The organism is Pseudomonas sp. MN1F (assembly GCF_009391885.1).
Lineage (GTDB): Bacteria > Pseudomonadota > Gammaproteobacteria > Pseudomonadales > Pseudomonadaceae > Aquipseudomonas.
The window spans coordinates 40,082-56,705 of record NZ_VZII01000025.1 but is presented as its reverse complement, the minus strand read 5'-3'; the positions used below and the strand labels follow the sequence as shown (position 1 = coordinate 56,705).

At 62.3% G+C, this 16,624-nt stretch carries 15 protein-coding genes; 6 read left to right on the top strand and 9 right to left on the bottom strand.

Translation table 11 applies throughout. The features are described from left to right. Position 1: 1 nt before the first annotated feature. From F6X59_RS14000 to F6X59_RS13990, 3 genes are all read right to left on the bottom strand, one after another. A complete protein-coding gene (locus F6X59_RS14000; protein ID WP_152956710.1) occupies positions 2-1,585 on the bottom strand; it encodes a peptide chain release factor 3 in 1,584 nt (527 codons plus the stop codon). Positions 1,586-1,682: 97 nt separating this feature from the next. Further along, positions 1,683-2,009: an XRE family transcriptional regulator gene (locus F6X59_RS13995; RefSeq protein WP_256669316.1), complete on the bottom strand. Its 327-nt coding sequence runs from the start codon at positions 2,007-2,009 to the stop codon at positions 1,683-1,685. A 3-nt stretch (positions 2,010-2,012) separates the two neighbouring features. Then, a complete protein-coding gene (locus tag F6X59_RS13990) occupies positions 2,013-2,327 on the bottom strand; it encodes a type II toxin-antitoxin system RelE/ParE family toxin (protein WP_256669314.1) in 315 nt (104 codons plus the stop codon). 431 nt (positions 2,328-2,758) lie between these two features. Between F6X59_RS13990 and F6X59_RS13985 the strand changes: the two genes are divergently transcribed. The 4 genes from F6X59_RS13985 to F6X59_RS13970 are packed head-to-tail and all read left to right on the top strand — an operon-like array spanning position 2,759 to position 6,204. After that, entirely contained in the window at positions 2,759-3,472 is a 714-nt protein-coding gene (locus F6X59_RS13985; protein ID WP_346653166.1) for an ABC transporter permease, read from the top strand. A gap of 13 nt (positions 3,473-3,485) precedes the next feature. Next, positions 3,486-4,400 (top strand): glycine betaine ABC transporter substrate-binding protein, encoded by a 915-nt coding sequence (locus F6X59_RS13980; protein WP_152956707.1) that lies wholly within the window; start codon positions 3,486-3,488, stop codon positions 4,398-4,400. Beyond that, positions 4,397-5,050, top strand: a complete 654-nt coding sequence (locus F6X59_RS13975) for an ABC transporter permease (protein WP_033701152.1) — start codon at positions 4,397-4,399, stop codon at positions 5,048-5,050. Before F6X59_RS13980 ends, F6X59_RS13975 begins: the two co-directional genes overlap by 4 nt. Beyond that, complete coding sequence (locus F6X59_RS13970; RefSeq protein WP_152956706.1) at positions 5,047-6,204, top strand: betaine/proline/choline family ABC transporter ATP-binding protein; 1,158 nt, start codon at positions 5,047-5,049, stop codon at positions 6,202-6,204. Before F6X59_RS13975 ends, F6X59_RS13970 begins: the two co-directional genes overlap by 4 nt. A gap of 36 nt (positions 6,205-6,240) precedes the next feature. On the opposite strand, the gene F6X59_RS13965 is transcribed toward F6X59_RS13970, so the two are convergent. From F6X59_RS13965 to F6X59_RS13955, 3 genes are all read right to left on the bottom strand, one after another. After that, positions 6,241-8,670 (bottom strand): TonB-dependent siderophore receptor, encoded by a 2,430-nt coding sequence (locus tag F6X59_RS13965; protein ID WP_372240386.1) that lies wholly within the window; start codon positions 8,668-8,670, stop codon positions 6,241-6,243. Positions 8,671-8,777: 107 nt separating this feature from the next. Continuing rightward, the gene (locus F6X59_RS13960) at positions 8,778-9,740 is read right to left on the bottom strand and encodes a FecR family protein (RefSeq protein ID WP_152956704.1); all 963 of its coding nucleotides are present in this window, start codon (positions 9,738-9,740) and stop codon (positions 8,778-8,780) included. Positions 9,741-9,757: 17 nt separating this feature from the next. Then, complete coding sequence (locus tag F6X59_RS13955; RefSeq protein WP_372240385.1) at positions 9,758-10,246, bottom strand: sigma-70 family RNA polymerase sigma factor; 489 nt, start codon at positions 10,244-10,246, stop codon at positions 9,758-9,760. Positions 10,247-10,751: 505 nt separating this feature from the next. Between F6X59_RS13955 and F6X59_RS13950 the strand changes: the two genes are divergently transcribed. Further along, the gene (locus F6X59_RS13950; RefSeq protein ID WP_025337787.1) at positions 10,752-11,915 is read left to right on the top strand and encodes a type III PLP-dependent enzyme; all 1,164 of its coding nucleotides are present in this window, start codon (positions 10,752-10,754) and stop codon (positions 11,913-11,915) included. A 64-nt stretch (positions 11,916-11,979) separates the two neighbouring features. On the opposite strand, the gene F6X59_RS13945 is transcribed toward F6X59_RS13950, so the two are convergent. The 3 genes from F6X59_RS13945 to F6X59_RS13935 form a co-directional block, all read right to left on the bottom strand. After that, a complete protein-coding gene (locus F6X59_RS13945; RefSeq protein WP_152956702.1) occupies positions 11,980-12,495 on the bottom strand; it encodes a hypothetical protein in 516 nt (171 codons plus the stop codon). A gap of 136 nt (positions 12,496-12,631) precedes the next feature. Beyond that, entirely contained in the window at positions 12,632-13,381 is a 750-nt protein-coding gene (locus tag F6X59_RS13940; protein WP_152956701.1) for a tetratricopeptide repeat protein, read from the bottom strand. Positions 13,382-13,384: 3 nt separating this feature from the next. Then, complete coding sequence (locus F6X59_RS13935) at positions 13,385-14,065, bottom strand: Fe2+-dependent dioxygenase (protein WP_152956700.1); 681 nt, start codon at positions 14,063-14,065, stop codon at positions 13,385-13,387. A 217-nt stretch (positions 14,066-14,282) separates the two neighbouring features. On the opposite strand from F6X59_RS13935, the gene F6X59_RS13930 reads away from it, so the two are divergent. Further along, positions 14,283-16,595 (top strand): TonB-dependent receptor, encoded by a 2,313-nt coding sequence (locus tag F6X59_RS13930; protein WP_372240389.1) that lies wholly within the window; start codon positions 14,283-14,285, stop codon positions 16,593-16,595. Positions 16,596-16,624: the final 29 nt, after the last annotated feature.

Here is a 16,624-nt window from a genome sequence, read left to right as displayed (position 1 = left end):
CTTAGTGGTGCTCGCGGGTAGCGCGGAACTTGATGTCCGGCCAGCGCTCTTCCATCAGCGCCAGATTGACCCGGGTCGGCGCCAGGTAGGTCAGGTGACCGCCACCGTCAATGGCCAGGTTTTCCATGGCCTTGTTCTGGAATTCCTCGAGCTTCTTCTTGTCGTCGCAAGCGATCCAGCGGGCCGACCACACGGTGATCGGCTCGTAGGCGCACTCGACCTTGTACTCTTCCTTCAGGCGGCTGGCGACCACGTCGAACTGCAGCACACCGACCGCTCCGAGGATGATGTCGTTGCTGCGCTCAGGGAAGAACACTTGGGTCGCACCTTCTTCGGCCAGCTGTTGCAGGCCCTGGCGCAGCTGCTTGGATTTCAGCGGGTCCTTCAGGCGCACGCGGCGGAACAGCTCCGGGGCGAAGTGCGGGATACCGGTGAAGCCCAGCGACTCGCCTTCGGTGAAGGTGTCGCCGATCTGGATGGTGCCATGGTTGTGCAGGCCGATGATGTCGCCAGCATAGGCCTCTTCCAGTTGCTCACGTTCGGAGGAGAAGAAGGTCAGTGCATCGCCAATGCGCAGGTCCTTGTTCAGGCGCACATGGCGCATCTTCATGCCCTTTTCGTACTTGCCCGAGCAAATGCGCATGAAGGCGATACGGTCGCGGTGTTTCGGGTCCATGTTCGCCTGGATCTTGAACACGAAGCCGGTGAATTTCTCTTCCACAGGCTCGACGGTCCGCTCGTGAGCCACGCGGCCCAGCGGGCGCGGTGCCCAGTCGACGACCGAATCAAGCACGTGGTCGACACCGAAGTTACCCAGTGCGGTACCGAAGAACACCGGGGTCAGCTGACCGTTGATGAACTCTTCCTGGTTGAATTCATGGCAGGCGCCCTGTACCAGCTCCAGCTGCTCGACGAACGAATCGTACTGGTCGCCCAGGTGCGCGCGAGCCTCGTCGGAGTCCAGCTTCTGGATGATCTTGGCTTCAGTGCGCTCGTGGCCGTGGCCTGGGGTGTAGACCACGATGTAGTCGCCGGTCAGGTGGTACACGCCCTTGAAGTCGCGGTAGCAACCAATCGGCCAGGTGATCGGCGCGGCCTTGATCTTCAGGACGGCTTCGATCTCGTCGAGCAGTTCGATCGGGTCGCGGATGTCACGGTCGAGTTTGTTGATGAAGCTGACGATCGGCGTGTCGCGCAGTCGGCACACGTCCATCAGGGCGATGGTCCGCGGCTCTACACCTTTACCGCCGTCGAGCACCATCAGCGCCGAGTCCACCGCGGTCAGGGTGCGGTAGGTGTCTTCCGAGAAGTCTTCGTGGCCGGGGGTGTCGAGCAGGTTGATCATGTGCTCGCGGTACGGGAACTGCATCACCGAGGTGGTGATGGAGATGCCGCGCTGCTTCTCCATTTCCATCCAGTCGGAGGTGGCGTGGCGGTCGGACTTGCGCGACTTCACGGTACCGGCGACGGCAATGGCCTTGCCCATCAGCAGGAGCTTCTCGGTGATGGTGGTCTTACCGGCGTCGGGGTGGGAAATAATTGCGAAAGTGCGGCGCTTCGCGACTTCGGCGGCCTGGTTGGTCATGGGAAATCGCCTGACTGGGGGATTTGAAAGGGGCGATATCATACCTGAAGTTGGGCGGGGACCAAAATTTGATCCCCCAACCGGTCCATTGCAGGAACTAAGCGCGTTGTTCCTGCTCCTCAAGGAAACCGTCAAGCGTGACGGGGGGGCGCCCTGGAATATGCGCAACCAGCTCCAAAGTCCCGCCCAGTGCCTCCACATAGCTGCGCAAGGTGGAAATCAACATGTCACTCCGCTTCTCCACTTTCGAAACATTGCCCTGACGGATATCCATACGCTCCGCCAGCCCTTCCTGGGTGACTGCCAGTTGCCTGCGCAATGCTTGCAAGGTCATTTCTTCACGGATCAGTTCACGACCGCGGGCTTCAACCCTGGCTCTACGCTCAGGCGAAAGCTCGTTCATAACCTCATCGAGTGTTTTCATCATTCAATCTCTGTACAGATGCCGTTCGAAACGCGCGTCAGCACGACCGATCAGGCTGCGGTAAAACCTACGCTCACTAATGCCTGCCTTATCGCCGGCTACCAACAGCAGCGCACAACGTGATGGATCAAAGGCGAACGCTACCCGCCACACTCCATCGCCGACACTGAATCGCAACTCTTTCATGTTCGAATGCCTTGAGCCTTTCAAGGAATCCACACGGGGTCGCCCCAGAGCCGGGCCGCGGCAGGCAAGCAGATGGAGTTGAGCCAGCAGCTCATCCTGAACCTCCAGTGCCAACGCCTTGAATTCGGTCATGAATTCCGGGCACATCCTTATAGACCACACCACAAAATACCCTCTAAGGAATATTCCCTCAAGTGAATATCGAGAGAATTTCAAAGCAGATATTGCTCGGCGGGGCAAACGGCTCGATAGCAGGTAATTCAACGCCATGATGTAGGAAAAGCGCTTATTTTTCGCGTGATATTTCTAACACGCCAGTGATTAACGCTGGCCAAATGCCGCCCCAGATGGGAACCTTTACGCCCACGGAGACGTCCACTCCCCTGCAACCCGCTTCGGTTGGGGACTGGTTTCATCAGCATTTTCGGGCCCGACGGGGTTCGGCTCATGGCCTGATCGCAGCCTTCGGTTGCCTCACGCTGCTACTCGCGAACACACCCTCTGCCGCCAGGACCGGCCGGCTTACAAGAAGTGTGCTCGCCGACAACACAAGGAGTCCGCCTGTGGCTACACGCTACGGAAAAGGGCTGTTGGGATGCGCCACCGTGCTCGTCATCCTGGCCCTGCTGATCCACTGGATCGGCATCGACACGATCGCGCGTTATCGCGACGATCTTGGGTTCTACCTGCAAGCGCACCTGGTACTGGTGCTGGCTTCGATGGCGGCGGCGCTGGCCGTGGGCATCCCCGCTGGCATTGCGCTCAGTCGACCGCACCGGGTCGACAAGGCCGAGCGCTTCATGCAGTTCTTCAACGTTGGCAACACCATCCCCCCTTTGGCCGTTCTGGCCATCGCCCTGAGTATCCTGGGCATCGGCGCCGGGCCTGCGATCTTCGCGCTGTTCCTCGCCTCCCTCCTGCCCATCGTGCGCAACACCTACGAGGGCCTGAAAAACGTCCCCGCCTCGCTCAAGGAAGCCGCCACCGGCATCGGCATGACCCCGCGCCAGCAACTCTGGCAGGTGGAGTTGCCCAACGCCGTGCCGATCATCGTCGGCGGCGTGCGCGTGGCCCTGGCGCTGAACGTGGGCACCGCACCACTGGCCTTCCTGATCGGCGCCAACAGCCTCGGTAGCCTGATCTTCCCCGGCATCGCCCTGAACAACCAGCCACAGCTGCTACTCGGTGCCGCCTGCACCGCTTTGCTGGCATTGGTGCTGGACGCGGCGGTGAGTTTCGCCAGCAAGCGCTGGCTGGAACGTGGCTTGGCTGGATAACAAGAGGGAACGTATGAACAAGAGAATCGCCTTGCTGCTGGGCGCGGCCCTGCTGTTCGCAGGATTTGCCCAGGCAGCCGAAAAACCCCTGATCCGCATCGGCGCGCGGGTGTTCACCGAGCAGACCGTGCTCGCTGAAATCACCGCGCAATACCTGCGCGCCAACGGCTTCGACGTGCGTGTCACCTCCGGCCTTGGCAGCAGCATCGCGCGCCAGGCCCAGGAAACCGGCCAGCTCGACCTGATGTGGGAATACACCGGCGTGTCGCTGGTCTCGTACAACCATATCGACGAGCGCATGCCCAGTGCCGAAGCCACCTACGCCAAGGTCAAGGAACTGGACGCGAAGAAGGACCTGATCTGGCTGACCCCGTCGAAGTTCAGCAACACCTACGCGCTGGGCCTGCCCAAGCAGGTCGCCGAGGCTTATCCACAGGTCAACACCATCAGCGACCTCAACCAGGTACTGCGTGACGAAAGTCAGCGCAAGCACCTGGTGGCACTGGACACCGAGTTCGCCAACCGCCCGGATGGCCTGGTCGGCCTGAAGGAGATGTACGACCTGCAAGTGGGCCGCGCCAACATCCGCCAGATGGATGCCGGGCTGGTCTACACCGCCATGCACAACAACCAGGTGTTCGCGGGCCTGGTGTACACCACCGACGGCCGCCTGAGCGCGTTCAACCTCAAGTTGCTGGAAGACGACAAGCACTACTTCCCCGACTACACCGCCGCCCCGGTGGTGCGCAAACAGGTGCTCGACGCCAACCCGAAACTGGTCGGCCTGCTCAAGCCCCTGGCCGAGCAGCTGGATGACGAAACCATGCGCCAGCTCAATGCCAAGGTCGACGTCGAACACCAGAACCCGACCACGGTGGCCGCCACCTTCCTGCGCGAGCACCCAATGCCTAGCGAGGTACAGCCATGAGCCTGCTCGACACGTTCGCCCACCTCGACTGGGCCCAGGTGCTGCAGCTGACCTGGCAGCACATCATGCTGGTGGGCGTTGCCGTCAGCCTGGCGATCCTCGTCGGCGTGCCGCTGGGCATTCTGATGACCCGCTTCCCGGCCGTCGCCGGCCCGCTTCAGGCCAGTGCCACGGTGCTGCTGACCATCCCTTCGATCGCCCTGTTCGGCCTGCTGCTGCCGTTCTACTCCAAGTTCGGCCAGGGCCTCGGGCCGCTGCCGGCAATCACTGCGGTGTTCCTCTATTCACTGCTGCCGATCCTGCGCAACACCTACCTGGCGCTGACCAACGTCGAGCCCGGCATCCGTGAAGCGGCGCGCGGCATCGGCATGACCTTCGGCCAGCGCCTGCGCATGGTCGAGCTGCCGATCGCGGTGCCGGTGATCCTCGCCGGCGTGCGCACCGCCGTAGTGATGAACATCGGCGTCATGACCATCGCCGCCACCATCGGCGCCGGCGGCCTGGGCGTGCTTATCCTCACCTCCATCAGCCGCAGCGACATGTCGATGCTGCTGGTCGGCGCCGTGCTGGTCAGCCTGCTGGCGATCATCGCCGACCTGCTCCTGCAAACCCTGCAACGTGCCCTGACTCCAGAAGGACTGCGCTCATGATCGAACTGAAGAACCTCAGCAAGACCTTCAACGTCAACGGCAAGGACGTCAAAGCCGTCGACTCGGTAAGCCTCACCGTCAACGAAGGCGAAATCTGCGTGTTCCTCGGCCCTTCGGGCTGCGGCAAGAGCACCACGCTGAAGATGATCAACCGCCTGATCACGCCAACCTCCGGCCAGGTGTTGATCAATGGCGAAGACACCAGCGCGCTGGACGAAGTGACCCTGCGCCGGCACATCGGCTACGTGATCCAGCAGATCGGCCTGTTCCCCAACATGACCATCGAGGAGAACATCACGGTGGTGCCGCGCCTGCTCGGCTGGGACAAGCAGAAGTGCCACGACCGCGCCCGCGAGCTGATGCACATGATCAAGCTCGAACCCAAGCAGTACCTGCAGCGCTACCCACGCGAGCTGTCCGGTGGCCAGCAGCAGCGCATTGGCGTGATCCGCGCACTGGCAGCGGAAGCGCCGGTGCTGCTGATGGACGAGCCATTCGGCGCGGTCGACCCGATCAACCGCGAGATGATTCAGAACGAGTTCTTCGAGATGCAGCGGGCGCTGAACAAGACCGTGATCATGGTCAGCCACGACATCGACGAGGCGATCAAGCTGGGCGACAAGATCGCTATCTTCCGCGCCGGCAAGCTGCTCCAGCTGGACCACCCGGACACCCTGCTGGCGCACCCGGTGGATGACTTCGTGAGCAACTTCGTCGGCCAGGACAGCACGTTGAAGCGCCTGCTGCTGGTGCGTGCCGAGGATGCGGCGGACAACGCGCCGTCGGTGAGCCCGCAGACGCCGGTGAACGATGCGCTGGAGCTGCTCGACGAGCACGACCGCCGCTATGTGGTGGTGACCGACGGGCAGAACAAGGCGCTGGGCTATGTGCGCCGGCGTGACATGCACCGCCAGCAAGGCACCTGTGGCGACTTCCTGCGGCCGTTCAATGCCACGGCATCGCATGACGAGCATCTGCGCATTTTATTGTCGCGGATGTATGAGTTCAACCGGGCTTGGTTGCCGGTGCTGGATGCGGAGCAGGTGTTCCTGGGTGAGGTGACACAGGAGTCGATTGCGGCTTATTTGAGCTCGGGGCGCTCGCGGGGGGCGAAGACCAGCATCGTGTCGCCGGCTGAGGCGGTGGCTTCGTAATCGCTGGGGCCGCACAGCGGCCCCGGCAATCTCGGATCAGAACCCTACACTGGCCTGCACATAGAAGGTCCGCGGCTCACCGACATAGATGCCGGCATTGTTGTCGCTGGAGCGGGTGAAGTACTGCTTGTCGAACAGGTTCTTCACCCCCGCCGCGAGCTTCAGGTTGGACAGCTGCGGCCCGAACTCATACCCGCCACGGGCATGCCAGGTCACATACCCCGGAATATCCCCGTATTGCCCATCGGCAGTCGGTTCGGTGATGTAGTCACCATTGAAGCTGCCATCGGCGTTGATCCCGGTCCCCGGCGCACGCTGCTTGGACTGGGCGTAGGCATCCAGATTCCAGGTCCAGCGGTTGATCGCATAGCGCACCCCGGCAGTGGCCACCTGGCGTGAATAGAACGGCAGGTCACGGCCCTTGAAGCCGGGAATATCCCCTTCATACGTCGCCCGGGTATAGGTGTAGCCACCGTTCACCGACACGCCTTCCAGGCGCGGGTCCAGCCCAGCCAGGTCGTAGCGCACCGAGGCCTCGATGCCCTGGTGCTTGGTCGCGCCGAGGTTGGTCCAGCCCACGTCGTTGCTGATGTACTGCAGCTCGTCATCGAAGTCGATGTAGAACGCCGTCAGCTCACCGGCGAAGCCGCCGTTGTCATAACGGGTACCGAGCTCGTAGGTCTTGGCTTTTTCCGGCTCCAGGCCGTTGGCCGTGCTGTTGCCGGTGCCGCCCTGGCCCAGCTGGAAGTACTGCAGGCTGCCGAACGAAGTCTCGTAGTTGGCGAACACCTTCCAGGCATCGGAGACGTGGTACATCACGCTCAGCGCTGGCAATGGCTCGTTGCTGGTGATGCTGCGGTTCTTCTCCGGTACCGGCTGGCCGTTGGCGCCAAGCACCGGGCGGTCGCGCCAGTCGGTATTGATGTGTTCGAAGCGGATGCCCGGGGTGATGGTCCAGTTGCCGACATCGATCTTGTCATCGATGTAGTAGGCGCTGGCCTCGGTGCCGCCGCTGCGGTCCTGGAACACGTGGCCGTCGGAGGTCGGCGTGGGCGTCGGCACGTTGTCGATCAGCGCCAGGCGGGTCGACTGCTCGCGCATGGCTTCTTTCAGGTAGCGGTAGCCGACACTGACTTCCTGGGTAGTAGGACCGGCGAAGAAGATCCGCGACACCCGTGGCTCGATGGCGAAGGTGTGATAGTTGCGCGGGTACGACGACAGGGTCTTCATGTCGCGCGCGGCGATGGCGCTACCACGGAAGCTGTCGGTGTAATAGGTCAGTACTTCGAACTGGGTGGCATCGTCGAGCTGGCGCTGCCACTTGAACGACACGTCCTTGCGCCGGCCGGCGAAGTAGTCGTAGTCGCGCAGAGACTGGTACGGGTTGCTGTCGTACTGGGCCTGGGTCAGGCCGCCGGGCATGTCGGCACGGCCATCGTAGTAGTGAAAGTTGAGCCAGAACTCGTCGACCTCGGTCGGTGCCCAGTGGGTCTTGAGGATGACGTCGTCGATGTCATTGCCGTTGTTGCTCTCGCGATAGCCGTTGCCGTTCACGCCGGTGTACAGCAAGGCCATACCCATGCCGTTGTCGGCGGTGCCACCGACGAACGCCGATTCGGTGTGTTTCCAGCCGCCATGCTGGGAGGTTTCCAGCGTGGTGGACAGTTCTGCCGATGCCTTTTCGGGAATCGCCCGGGTAACAAAGTTGATCACCCCGCCGACGTTCTGCGGGCCGTAACGAACAGAGCCGGCACCGCGCACCACGTCGATGCTGTCGAGGTTGCCCGAGGAGATCGGTGCCATCGACAGCTGCGGTTGGCCATAGGGCGCAAAGGCTGCCGGAATGCCGTCGATCAGCACGGTCGAGCGCGGCGACAGGCGCGAGGTCAGGCCACGCACGCCAACGTTCAGCGACAGGTCACTGCCACCGGTGCCGTTGCTGTCCTGTACCTGCACCCCAGGGATGCCGCGCAGCACATCGCGCACGTTCATCGCGCCCTTCTCCTCCATCGCCTCACGACGGACCACGGTGCGTGCGCCTGGGTGGTTCTGCACCACCGCCTGGTCGGCATCGCCCAGCCAGTCACCGACCACCTTCACGTCGGTGGGCGCCAGCTCCAGGCTGCCGGTGGTGAGCGTGCCGGCAGGCTGGGCTGGCTTCACTACCACCGTGTCTTCGGACTTCTCGTACGTCAGCCCGCTGCCCTGCAGCAGTTGCTGCAAGGCCTGCTCGGGCGCCAGGTTGCCGGACACGGCCGGGGCCAGCTTGCCGGCTACCAGTTCAGGGCTGAAGAACAGCTGCAGGTTGGTCTGTTGGCCCAACTGGCTCAGCGCCGAGGCCAAAGGCTGCGCCTGGATCTGGATCATGCTGCCGGCCTGCTCGGCCTGGGCATCGACGGCCACGGTGCTGACCGCCAGGGCCAGCGCCAGAGCGCTCAGGCGTGGAAAAGGTTTGTTGTTGTTCACGTCGTCGAAACATCCGGAAGAAGGAATAAACGCCAACCGCATGCAAATGGAAATGCTTGGCAGTTGCAGCTGACGGGGAAGACGAACGAGCGGAAAAAAACCTGAATCTATTTCGCGATTATTTCGCGGGAGCCGTCTGCATGGGCCTTGATTGCCACTGGCAGGATGCTCGGCAAGGCGCGCAGCAGCGCGTCCGTGTCATCGGTGCTGAAGGTGCTGGAGAGGCGCAACTGGGCAACCTTGCCAGGTGCCACGCGCAGGGGCTGGGCGCGGTAGCGCGACACTTCGGCCACCACTTCGGCGAGGGTGGCGTTGTCGAACACCAGCTTGCCCTGGCGCCAGGCGGTCAGGGTGGCGGCGTCGACCGCATAAGGCGCGGCGACCTGGCCATGCGCATCTATATAGGCACCCTGACCAGCGCCAAGTTGCGCCAGCGACGTATCACTGCCCTGCACACGCACCGATCCCTGCTCGACCGCCACGCGAGTGGTTGCCGGGTCCAGGCGCACATCGAAGCGGGTGCCGGTCACGGTCACGCTGCCTTGGGCAGTGTCGACCACGAACGGGCGGCTGCTGTCGTGGGCGACGATGAACATCGCCTCACCGGCGTTCAACTGAATGCGACGGCGGCCTGGGCTGAAATCGATGTGCAGCTGGGTTGCGCCGTTGAGCTCAAGCTGCGAGCCATCCGGCAACGCGACCTGACGGCGCTCGCCAAAGGCCGTCTGCAGCTGGCCTTGGTGATTGAGCTGTTGGTAGTGCCAGCCCGTCCAGCCGAGCCCCAGCGCCACCACTGCCACACTCGCCGCCAGTGCCTGGCGCAGCAGGCGCCGCTGCGGCAGCTGGCGTACCGGGCCTGGCTCACACAGCGCTTCGAGGCGCTGGCGCGGGATCAGCTCCGCCGCGCTCCAGACCGTGGCCAGGGCATCGTACTCGGCACGGTGGCTAGGGTCGGCGGCCAGCCAGGCACGCAGCTGCTTTTGCAGCGCGGCATCGCGTGGCGCGTCCTGCAGGCGCACGAACCATGCAGCCGCCTGCTCACGGACGGTCTCGGAACCGCGCTGTTTCATGGGAAAGGTCTCCTGACTCATCGTGCTGACACGTCCAGGTGCTCGCGCAGATGCCGGAGCGTGCGAATCATATACTTTTCGACCATGTTCCTGGTCAAACCCATGCGCTCGGCGATCTCGGCCTGGCTCAGGCCTTCGAGCTTCTGCCAGATGAACACCCGGCGGCAGTTCAGCGGCAACTCGGCCAGTGCACGCTCGACACTGTCGGCCAGCTCCAGGGCATGCACGTAGGCTTCCGGGTCGTCGCTGGTGGCCACGCCTTCGTCGAAGGCTTGCAGTTCCACGGCCTGGCGCCGGTCTTCGCGGCGAAACCCGTCCACGGCGATGTTGCGGGCAGTCTGGTGCAGGTAGGCGCGGGGCTGCTCGACCTGTTCGCGCGGGCTTTCCAGTACCCGGACGAAAGCATCATGAGTGAGGTCCTCGGCCTGCTGACGACTGCGCAACTTGCGCGTCCAGGTGCCGATCAGCTCATGGTAGTGGTCGAGGAAGCCTTTGTGTCCGGACACGTTCGGGGTCGTCAGGGAGGCGGATGAGGGTGCGAATAGTAATGTTTCTCATCCATAACGGCAAATCTGCCCGACGGTAACAAAAAATTTATCGTGTTTTTCATGTACGCCAGTGCCAGAAATTGTGGCCATAAATATGAACACCACAGGCCCCTTCGCGGGTAAACCCGCTCCCATAGGAATTGCGAAAACCCTGTAGGAGCGGGTTTACCCGCAAAGGGGTCAACGCGGTCTATTCCACAATTTTTTACGCTTGAAACATGCCGGGGAACATCAGGCGGTCAGGTGAGTCGGTTATTCAACGGGTAGCGTGCCGATCCACGACGATCGCACCCGGATTGCCAGTTGATTCTGCATTCTTCACGCCCTAAAGTGCGCGCCGAACGTCCATGCTGGAAACGATCCATCCGGCTCAAGTACTGAGTAGGCGAACCAAAGTGGGGATACGGAGGACGTTCAGTTTGCAGCCACTTAATCATTCAGTTTGCCCATGGAGTCCCTGAGCATGTCGATCCAGGTCGAAGACTATTTCGCGCGTGACACCTTCCAGAAAATGAAGGCGTTCGCCGACAAGCAGGAAACCCCGTTCGTACTCATCGACACCCAGATGATCAGCCAGGCCTATGACGACCTGCGTGCTGGTTTCGAGTTCGCCAAGGTGTACTACGCGGTCAAGGCCAACCCGGCCGTCGAGATCATCGACCTGCTCAAAGAGAAAGGTTCGAGCTTCGACATCGCCTCGATCTACGAACTGGACAAGGTCCTGGGCCGTGGTGTCAGCGCCGACCGTATCAGCTACGGCAACACCATCAAGAAGTCCAAGGACATCCGCTACTTCTACGAGAAGGGCGTGCGCCTGTACGCCACCGACTCGGAAGCCGACCTGCGCAACATCGCCAAGGCCGCGCCGGGCTCGAAAGTGTACGTGCGTATCCTCACCGAAGGCTCGACCACGGCCGACTGGCCACTGTCGCGCAAATTCGGCTGCCAGACCGACATGGCCATGGACCTGCTGATCCTCGCCCGTGACCTGGGCCTGGTGCCTTACGGCATCTCCTTCCACGTTGGCTCGCAACAGCGCGATATCAGCGTGTGGGACGCAGCCATCGCCAAGGTCAAGGTGATCTTCGAGCGCCTGAAGGAAGAAGACGGCATCGAGCTGAAGCTGATCAACATGGGTGGCGGCTTCCCGGCCAACTACATCACCCGTACCAACAGCCTCGAGACCTACGCCGAAGAGATCATCCGCTTCCTGAAGGAAGACTTCGGTGACGACCTGCCGGAAATCATCCTCGAGCCGGGCCGTTCGCTGATCGCCAACGCCGGTATCCTGGTCAGCGAAGTGGTGCTGGTCGCGCGCAAGTCGCGCACCGCCGTCGAGCGCTGGATCTACACCGACGTGGGCAAATTCTCGGGCCTGATCGAAACCATGGACGAAGCCATCAAGTTCCCGATCTGGACCGAGAAGAAAGGCGAAGCCGAAGAAGTGGTCATCGCCGGCCCGACCTGTGACAGCGCCGACATCATGTACGAAAACTACAAGTACGGCCTGCCGCTGAACCTGGCCATCGGTGATCGCCTGTACTGGCTGTCCACCGGTGCCTACACCACCAGCTACAGCGCTGTTGAATTCAACGGCTTCCCGCCGCTGAAGGCTTACTACCTGTAAGCATCTGCGTCGCCTGCGCGGTAAAGCGCCGTGCAGGCGGCGCTCGACTCATGCCTCCCTTGGGTCAGCTCGGCTTATAGTCAACCAGCTTGAAGGGCTGGGGCTTCATCCTGGAGTCGGAAGCCGCCAGGTAGGTTATCTTGCCCTGGATAATACTGCTGTCAGTCAGCGTCGTTACCCCGCGCCCGCGGTGATCACGCAGGTTGAATACAGGCGATACGCCGCTCGCCGAACCGTTGATCACATCGATTTTCCAGAATACATCACCCGCCGACGAACTGTAGAAGCCTAGGTAACCGTTGCTGCTGCAATCCAGATGTCGCTCGAAATAATGCGAATTCCTGGTCGCGCAACTGACCCGGTAATGGCAACTGTCGCCATGCTGACCAAGAAAATCGAAACGCAACGTGGCCGGCAAGAAATTCAGCCCCACCGTATCGCCTGCTGGCAGACAGAGCCATCCGGAGCTGTCCACTTCGAGCAATTGCCGTTCGATTAGCATGATCGGCACGCTCTGTTTGCTGTTGTCTTGCCCCTCCAACCTCGCCGTGAATGATTGCTGCAGATTGATTGTCGTCATGGTGACCTCCAGGTGATGAATCGCAAGAGAACCGCAGTCGTATGACTTGCGCGGTGCAACGCGACTCTGCTTCCGTGTCCCCCTGGGAAGAACCTGGAACGCCCCCCTCGAATGGCTAGCCGTCCCAGGCCACTGATCACTCCCCGCGCCGTTCGATCTCTTCGGCATATCGCTGCGCAAACGCCATCAACACTGGCCCCGCCCCTTGCAAGGTCACCAAGGCGCTACGCAGAAAGCTCAGGTTGCCCTCGACCCGCGCGCGCTCCAGCCAAGCCCCGACTTCTGCCATGTCCCCCCGCTCGGCCAGCACCATCGCCAGGCTGAACATGCCGCGGAAATCCCCCGCTTCGGCCGAGCGCCGATACCAGCGCACCGCCCGCACCGGGCTCGGCGCGGTGGCAATGCCGTGCTCCAGGTAACGCCCGTACAAGTTCATCGACTTGGCATGGCCCATCTGCGCAGCCTTCTCGTAACAGCTCAGCGCCTGGGCCTGGTTGGCGGGTAGCCCACGCCCGGTGGCCAGCAGGTTGCCCAGGTTGTACAGCCCCCAATCCAGGCCGGCATCGGCCGCCCTGGCATAGTGAATGGCCGACTGCGCCAGGTTCACCTCGCCCCCCCAACCATGCTCCAGGCAACGACCGAGCATGTTGTGCGCCATGGCACTGCCGCCCTGTGCCGCAATGCCGAACCAGCGCCGGGCAACACCGGCGTCCTGCTCGATACCACGGCCGTCGAGCAGAATCTGCCCGAGCAGCAGCTGCGCCTCGACCATGCCCTGCCCCGCAGCCGCCAGGATCGCCTGGGCCGCCTTGCCAGGGCTGTGTTCGAGCATGGCCTGCAGGCCGGCAGCATCCACCACTTCTTCACGACGCAGCTGATAGGACATGGCTCAGACCTCGGCCCAGCGGCGCAGCAGGTTGTGGTAGGTGCCGGTCAGCTGCAGCAAGGACGGGTGGTCCGGCACATCGGCGGTGAGCTGCTGGATGGCATTGTCCATCTCGAACAGCAGCGCGCGCTGGCTGTCCTCACGCACCAGGCTCTGGGTCCAGAAGAACGCCGCATAGCGCACGCCACGGGTCACCGGGTTGACCTTGTGCAGGCTGGTGCCCGGATACAGCACCAGGTCGCCGGCCGCCAGCTTGACCTGCTGCTCACCGTAGGTGTCCTGGATTACCAGTTCGCCGCCGTCGTAACTGTCCGGGTCGCTGAGAAACAAGGTCGAGGACAGGTCGGTGCGCACCCGTTCCGCGCTGCCCTTGGGCTGGCGCAGGGCATTGTCGATGTGGAAACCGAAGTTGCCGCCCTCGCGGTAGCAATTGATCAGTGGCGGGAACACTTTGTGTGGCAAGGCCGCCGACATGAAACGCGGGGTCTGCCACAAGCGATCGATCAGTGCGCTGCCGATTTCCTTGGCCAGCGGGTGCCCTTCCGGCAATTGCAGGTTGTGCTTGGCCTTGGCCGACTGATAGCCGGCCGTGACCTTGCCGTCGGCCCAGTCGGTCTGCTCCAGCGCCTCGCGGATACGGGCCAGTTCATCGGCGTCAAACAACCCGGGGATATGAAGCAGCATGGCGGCGGCACCGTTAAGATCTGTAAAGCGTCAATGATATTGATTCCCTTTTACCCAGCACAAGCCCTGGCAAGGCCATAGACGATTCAGCGTCCATAAAACGTAAAGAGAACATGTAAAGATTGTAAATTTATAGCGAATGGTAACGAGTCTCAATTGTGCCTTACAAATCCTTACATTAACATTCGCGGCCTTCACACCTTGGGGAAGGCCTACAATAATGCGTCACGTACCATCTGCAGTGAGTTCACCACGCCTGATCGTCTCGGCCATCGGTGTCGCCCTCAGCGCTTCCGGCGCTTACGCCGCTGACCCGGCTGCCAGCAGCGCCATCACCCTCGACGCCACCAGCGTCAATGGCAAGGCTGAGCAGGCCAGCACCGATTACAAGGTCGAGAAGGCCTCCTCGCAGAAGTACACCGCACCGCTGGTGGACACCCCGCGCTCGGTCACCGTCATCCCGCAGCAAGTGATCAAGGACACCAATGCCCTGACCCTGCAGGACGCCCTGCGCACCGTGCCTGGCATCACCTTCGGTGCCGGCGAAGGCGGCAACCCGCAAGGCGACCGCCCGTTCATCCGCGGCTTCGACGCCCAGGGTGACACCTACCTGGACGGCGTGCGCGACACTGGCGCCCAGACCCGCGAAATTTTCGCCATCGAATCGGTCGAAGTGGCCAAGGGCCCGAACTCGGCCATCGGCGGCCGCGGCGCTGCCGGCGGCACCATCAACCTGGTGAGCAAGCGCGCGCACCTGGGCAATTCGCTCGACGGTGCCTGGACCTGGGGCAGCGACCAGACCCAGCGTTACACCTTCGATGGCAACTACCAGTTCAGCGACACCGTCGCCGGGCGTCTGAACCTGATGACCCACGAAAGCAATGTCGCCGGGCGTGACAAGGTCAACTACGACCGCTGGGGTATCGCCCCGTCGCTGGCCTTCGGCCTGGGCACCGCGACCCGCGTCAACCTCGATTACTACCACCTGGAAAGTGATGACCTGCCTGACTCGGGCATTCCTTACACTATTCCCACCGCTGGCAGCGCCGCGCGCACCTCTGCTCACCCGAGCAAGCCGAACGACGGTGGCGACAGCGACAACTTCTACGGCCTGACCGACCGCGACTTCCGCAAGACCCGTGTCGACATCGCCACCTTCGCCATCGAGCACGACCTGAGCGAAGCGCTGACCATCAAGAACACCTTCCGTCACGGCAACAGCATGCAGGACTACATCCTGACCCAGCCCGACGACAGCAAGGGCAACGTCAACAATGGCAGCGTCTGGCGCCGCGCCAACACCCGCGTTGGCAACACCTCCACTACCACCAACCAGACCGATCTGTTCGGCGAGTTCTACCTCGGTGGCCTGAAGAACAGCTTCGCCACCGGTATCGAGCTGAGCCGTGAAGAAAGCGACCGTGAAACCTACGACGTCAACACCGACACCGTCCCCGGTGGCGCAGCGAACACCAACTGCACCCCAGGCATGATCGGTGCTACCAGCGGCTACAACTGCACCTCGCTGAGCAACCCGAACCCGGATGATCCGTGGAACGGTGCAATCTCGCGCAACTACGCCGGCACCAATACCAAGAGCAACACCCGGGCCATCTACGTGTTCGACACCCTCGAACTGTCGCCACAGTGGCTGCTGAACATGGGCCTGCGTTACGATCACTTCGACACTCAGTTCCGTGGCTACAACGCCAACGGCAGCACGGCGGTAAGTACCAAGGGCGTCGTCTCCAAGGGCAAGGACACCAGTGAGTTCGTCACCGGCCAGCTGGGCCTGGTGTGGAAACCGGCCGACAACGGCAGCATCTACGTGTCCTACGCCACCTCCGCCACCCCACCAGGTGCGATGCTCGGCGAAGGCACTGAAGGCAACCCGCTGGGCAACACCACTGATCGCAGCGGCAACCTGCTGAGCAGCGACATGGAGCCGGAAGAAACCACCAACTACGAAATCGGCACCAAATGGGACCTGCTCAACGAGCGTCTGTCCCTGGCTGCTGCGCTGTTCCGCACCGAGAAAGAAAACGCCCGCGTCCAGGTGAACACCACCACCTACGAAAACGTCGGCGAAACCCGTGTGCAGGGCATCGAGCTGTCGGCCAGCGGCAAGATCACCGACAAATGGCAAGTGTTCGCCGGCTACACCTACATGGAAGCGCGCCAGATCGACGGCGGCCCGGTGGGCGCGGCCAACGACGGCAACCAGCTGCCGAACACGCCGAACAACAGCGCCAGCCTGTGGACCACCTACTCGATCACGCCGAAGCTGACCGTCGGTGGCGGTGCATTCTACGTGGATGACGTATACGGCAGCGTGGCCAACACCACCATGGTCGACAGCTATGTGCGCTACGACGCCATGGCCGCCTACAAGCTGACCAAGAACGTCGACCTGCAGTTGAACGTGCAGAACCTGACCAACGAGGTGTACTACGACAAGGCCTTCTCCACCCACTTCGCCAACCAGGCAGCGGGCAGGACGGCATTGCTGACCACCAGCGTCCACTTCTGACGAAACACCGCCGAGCCCCGTTCATACCT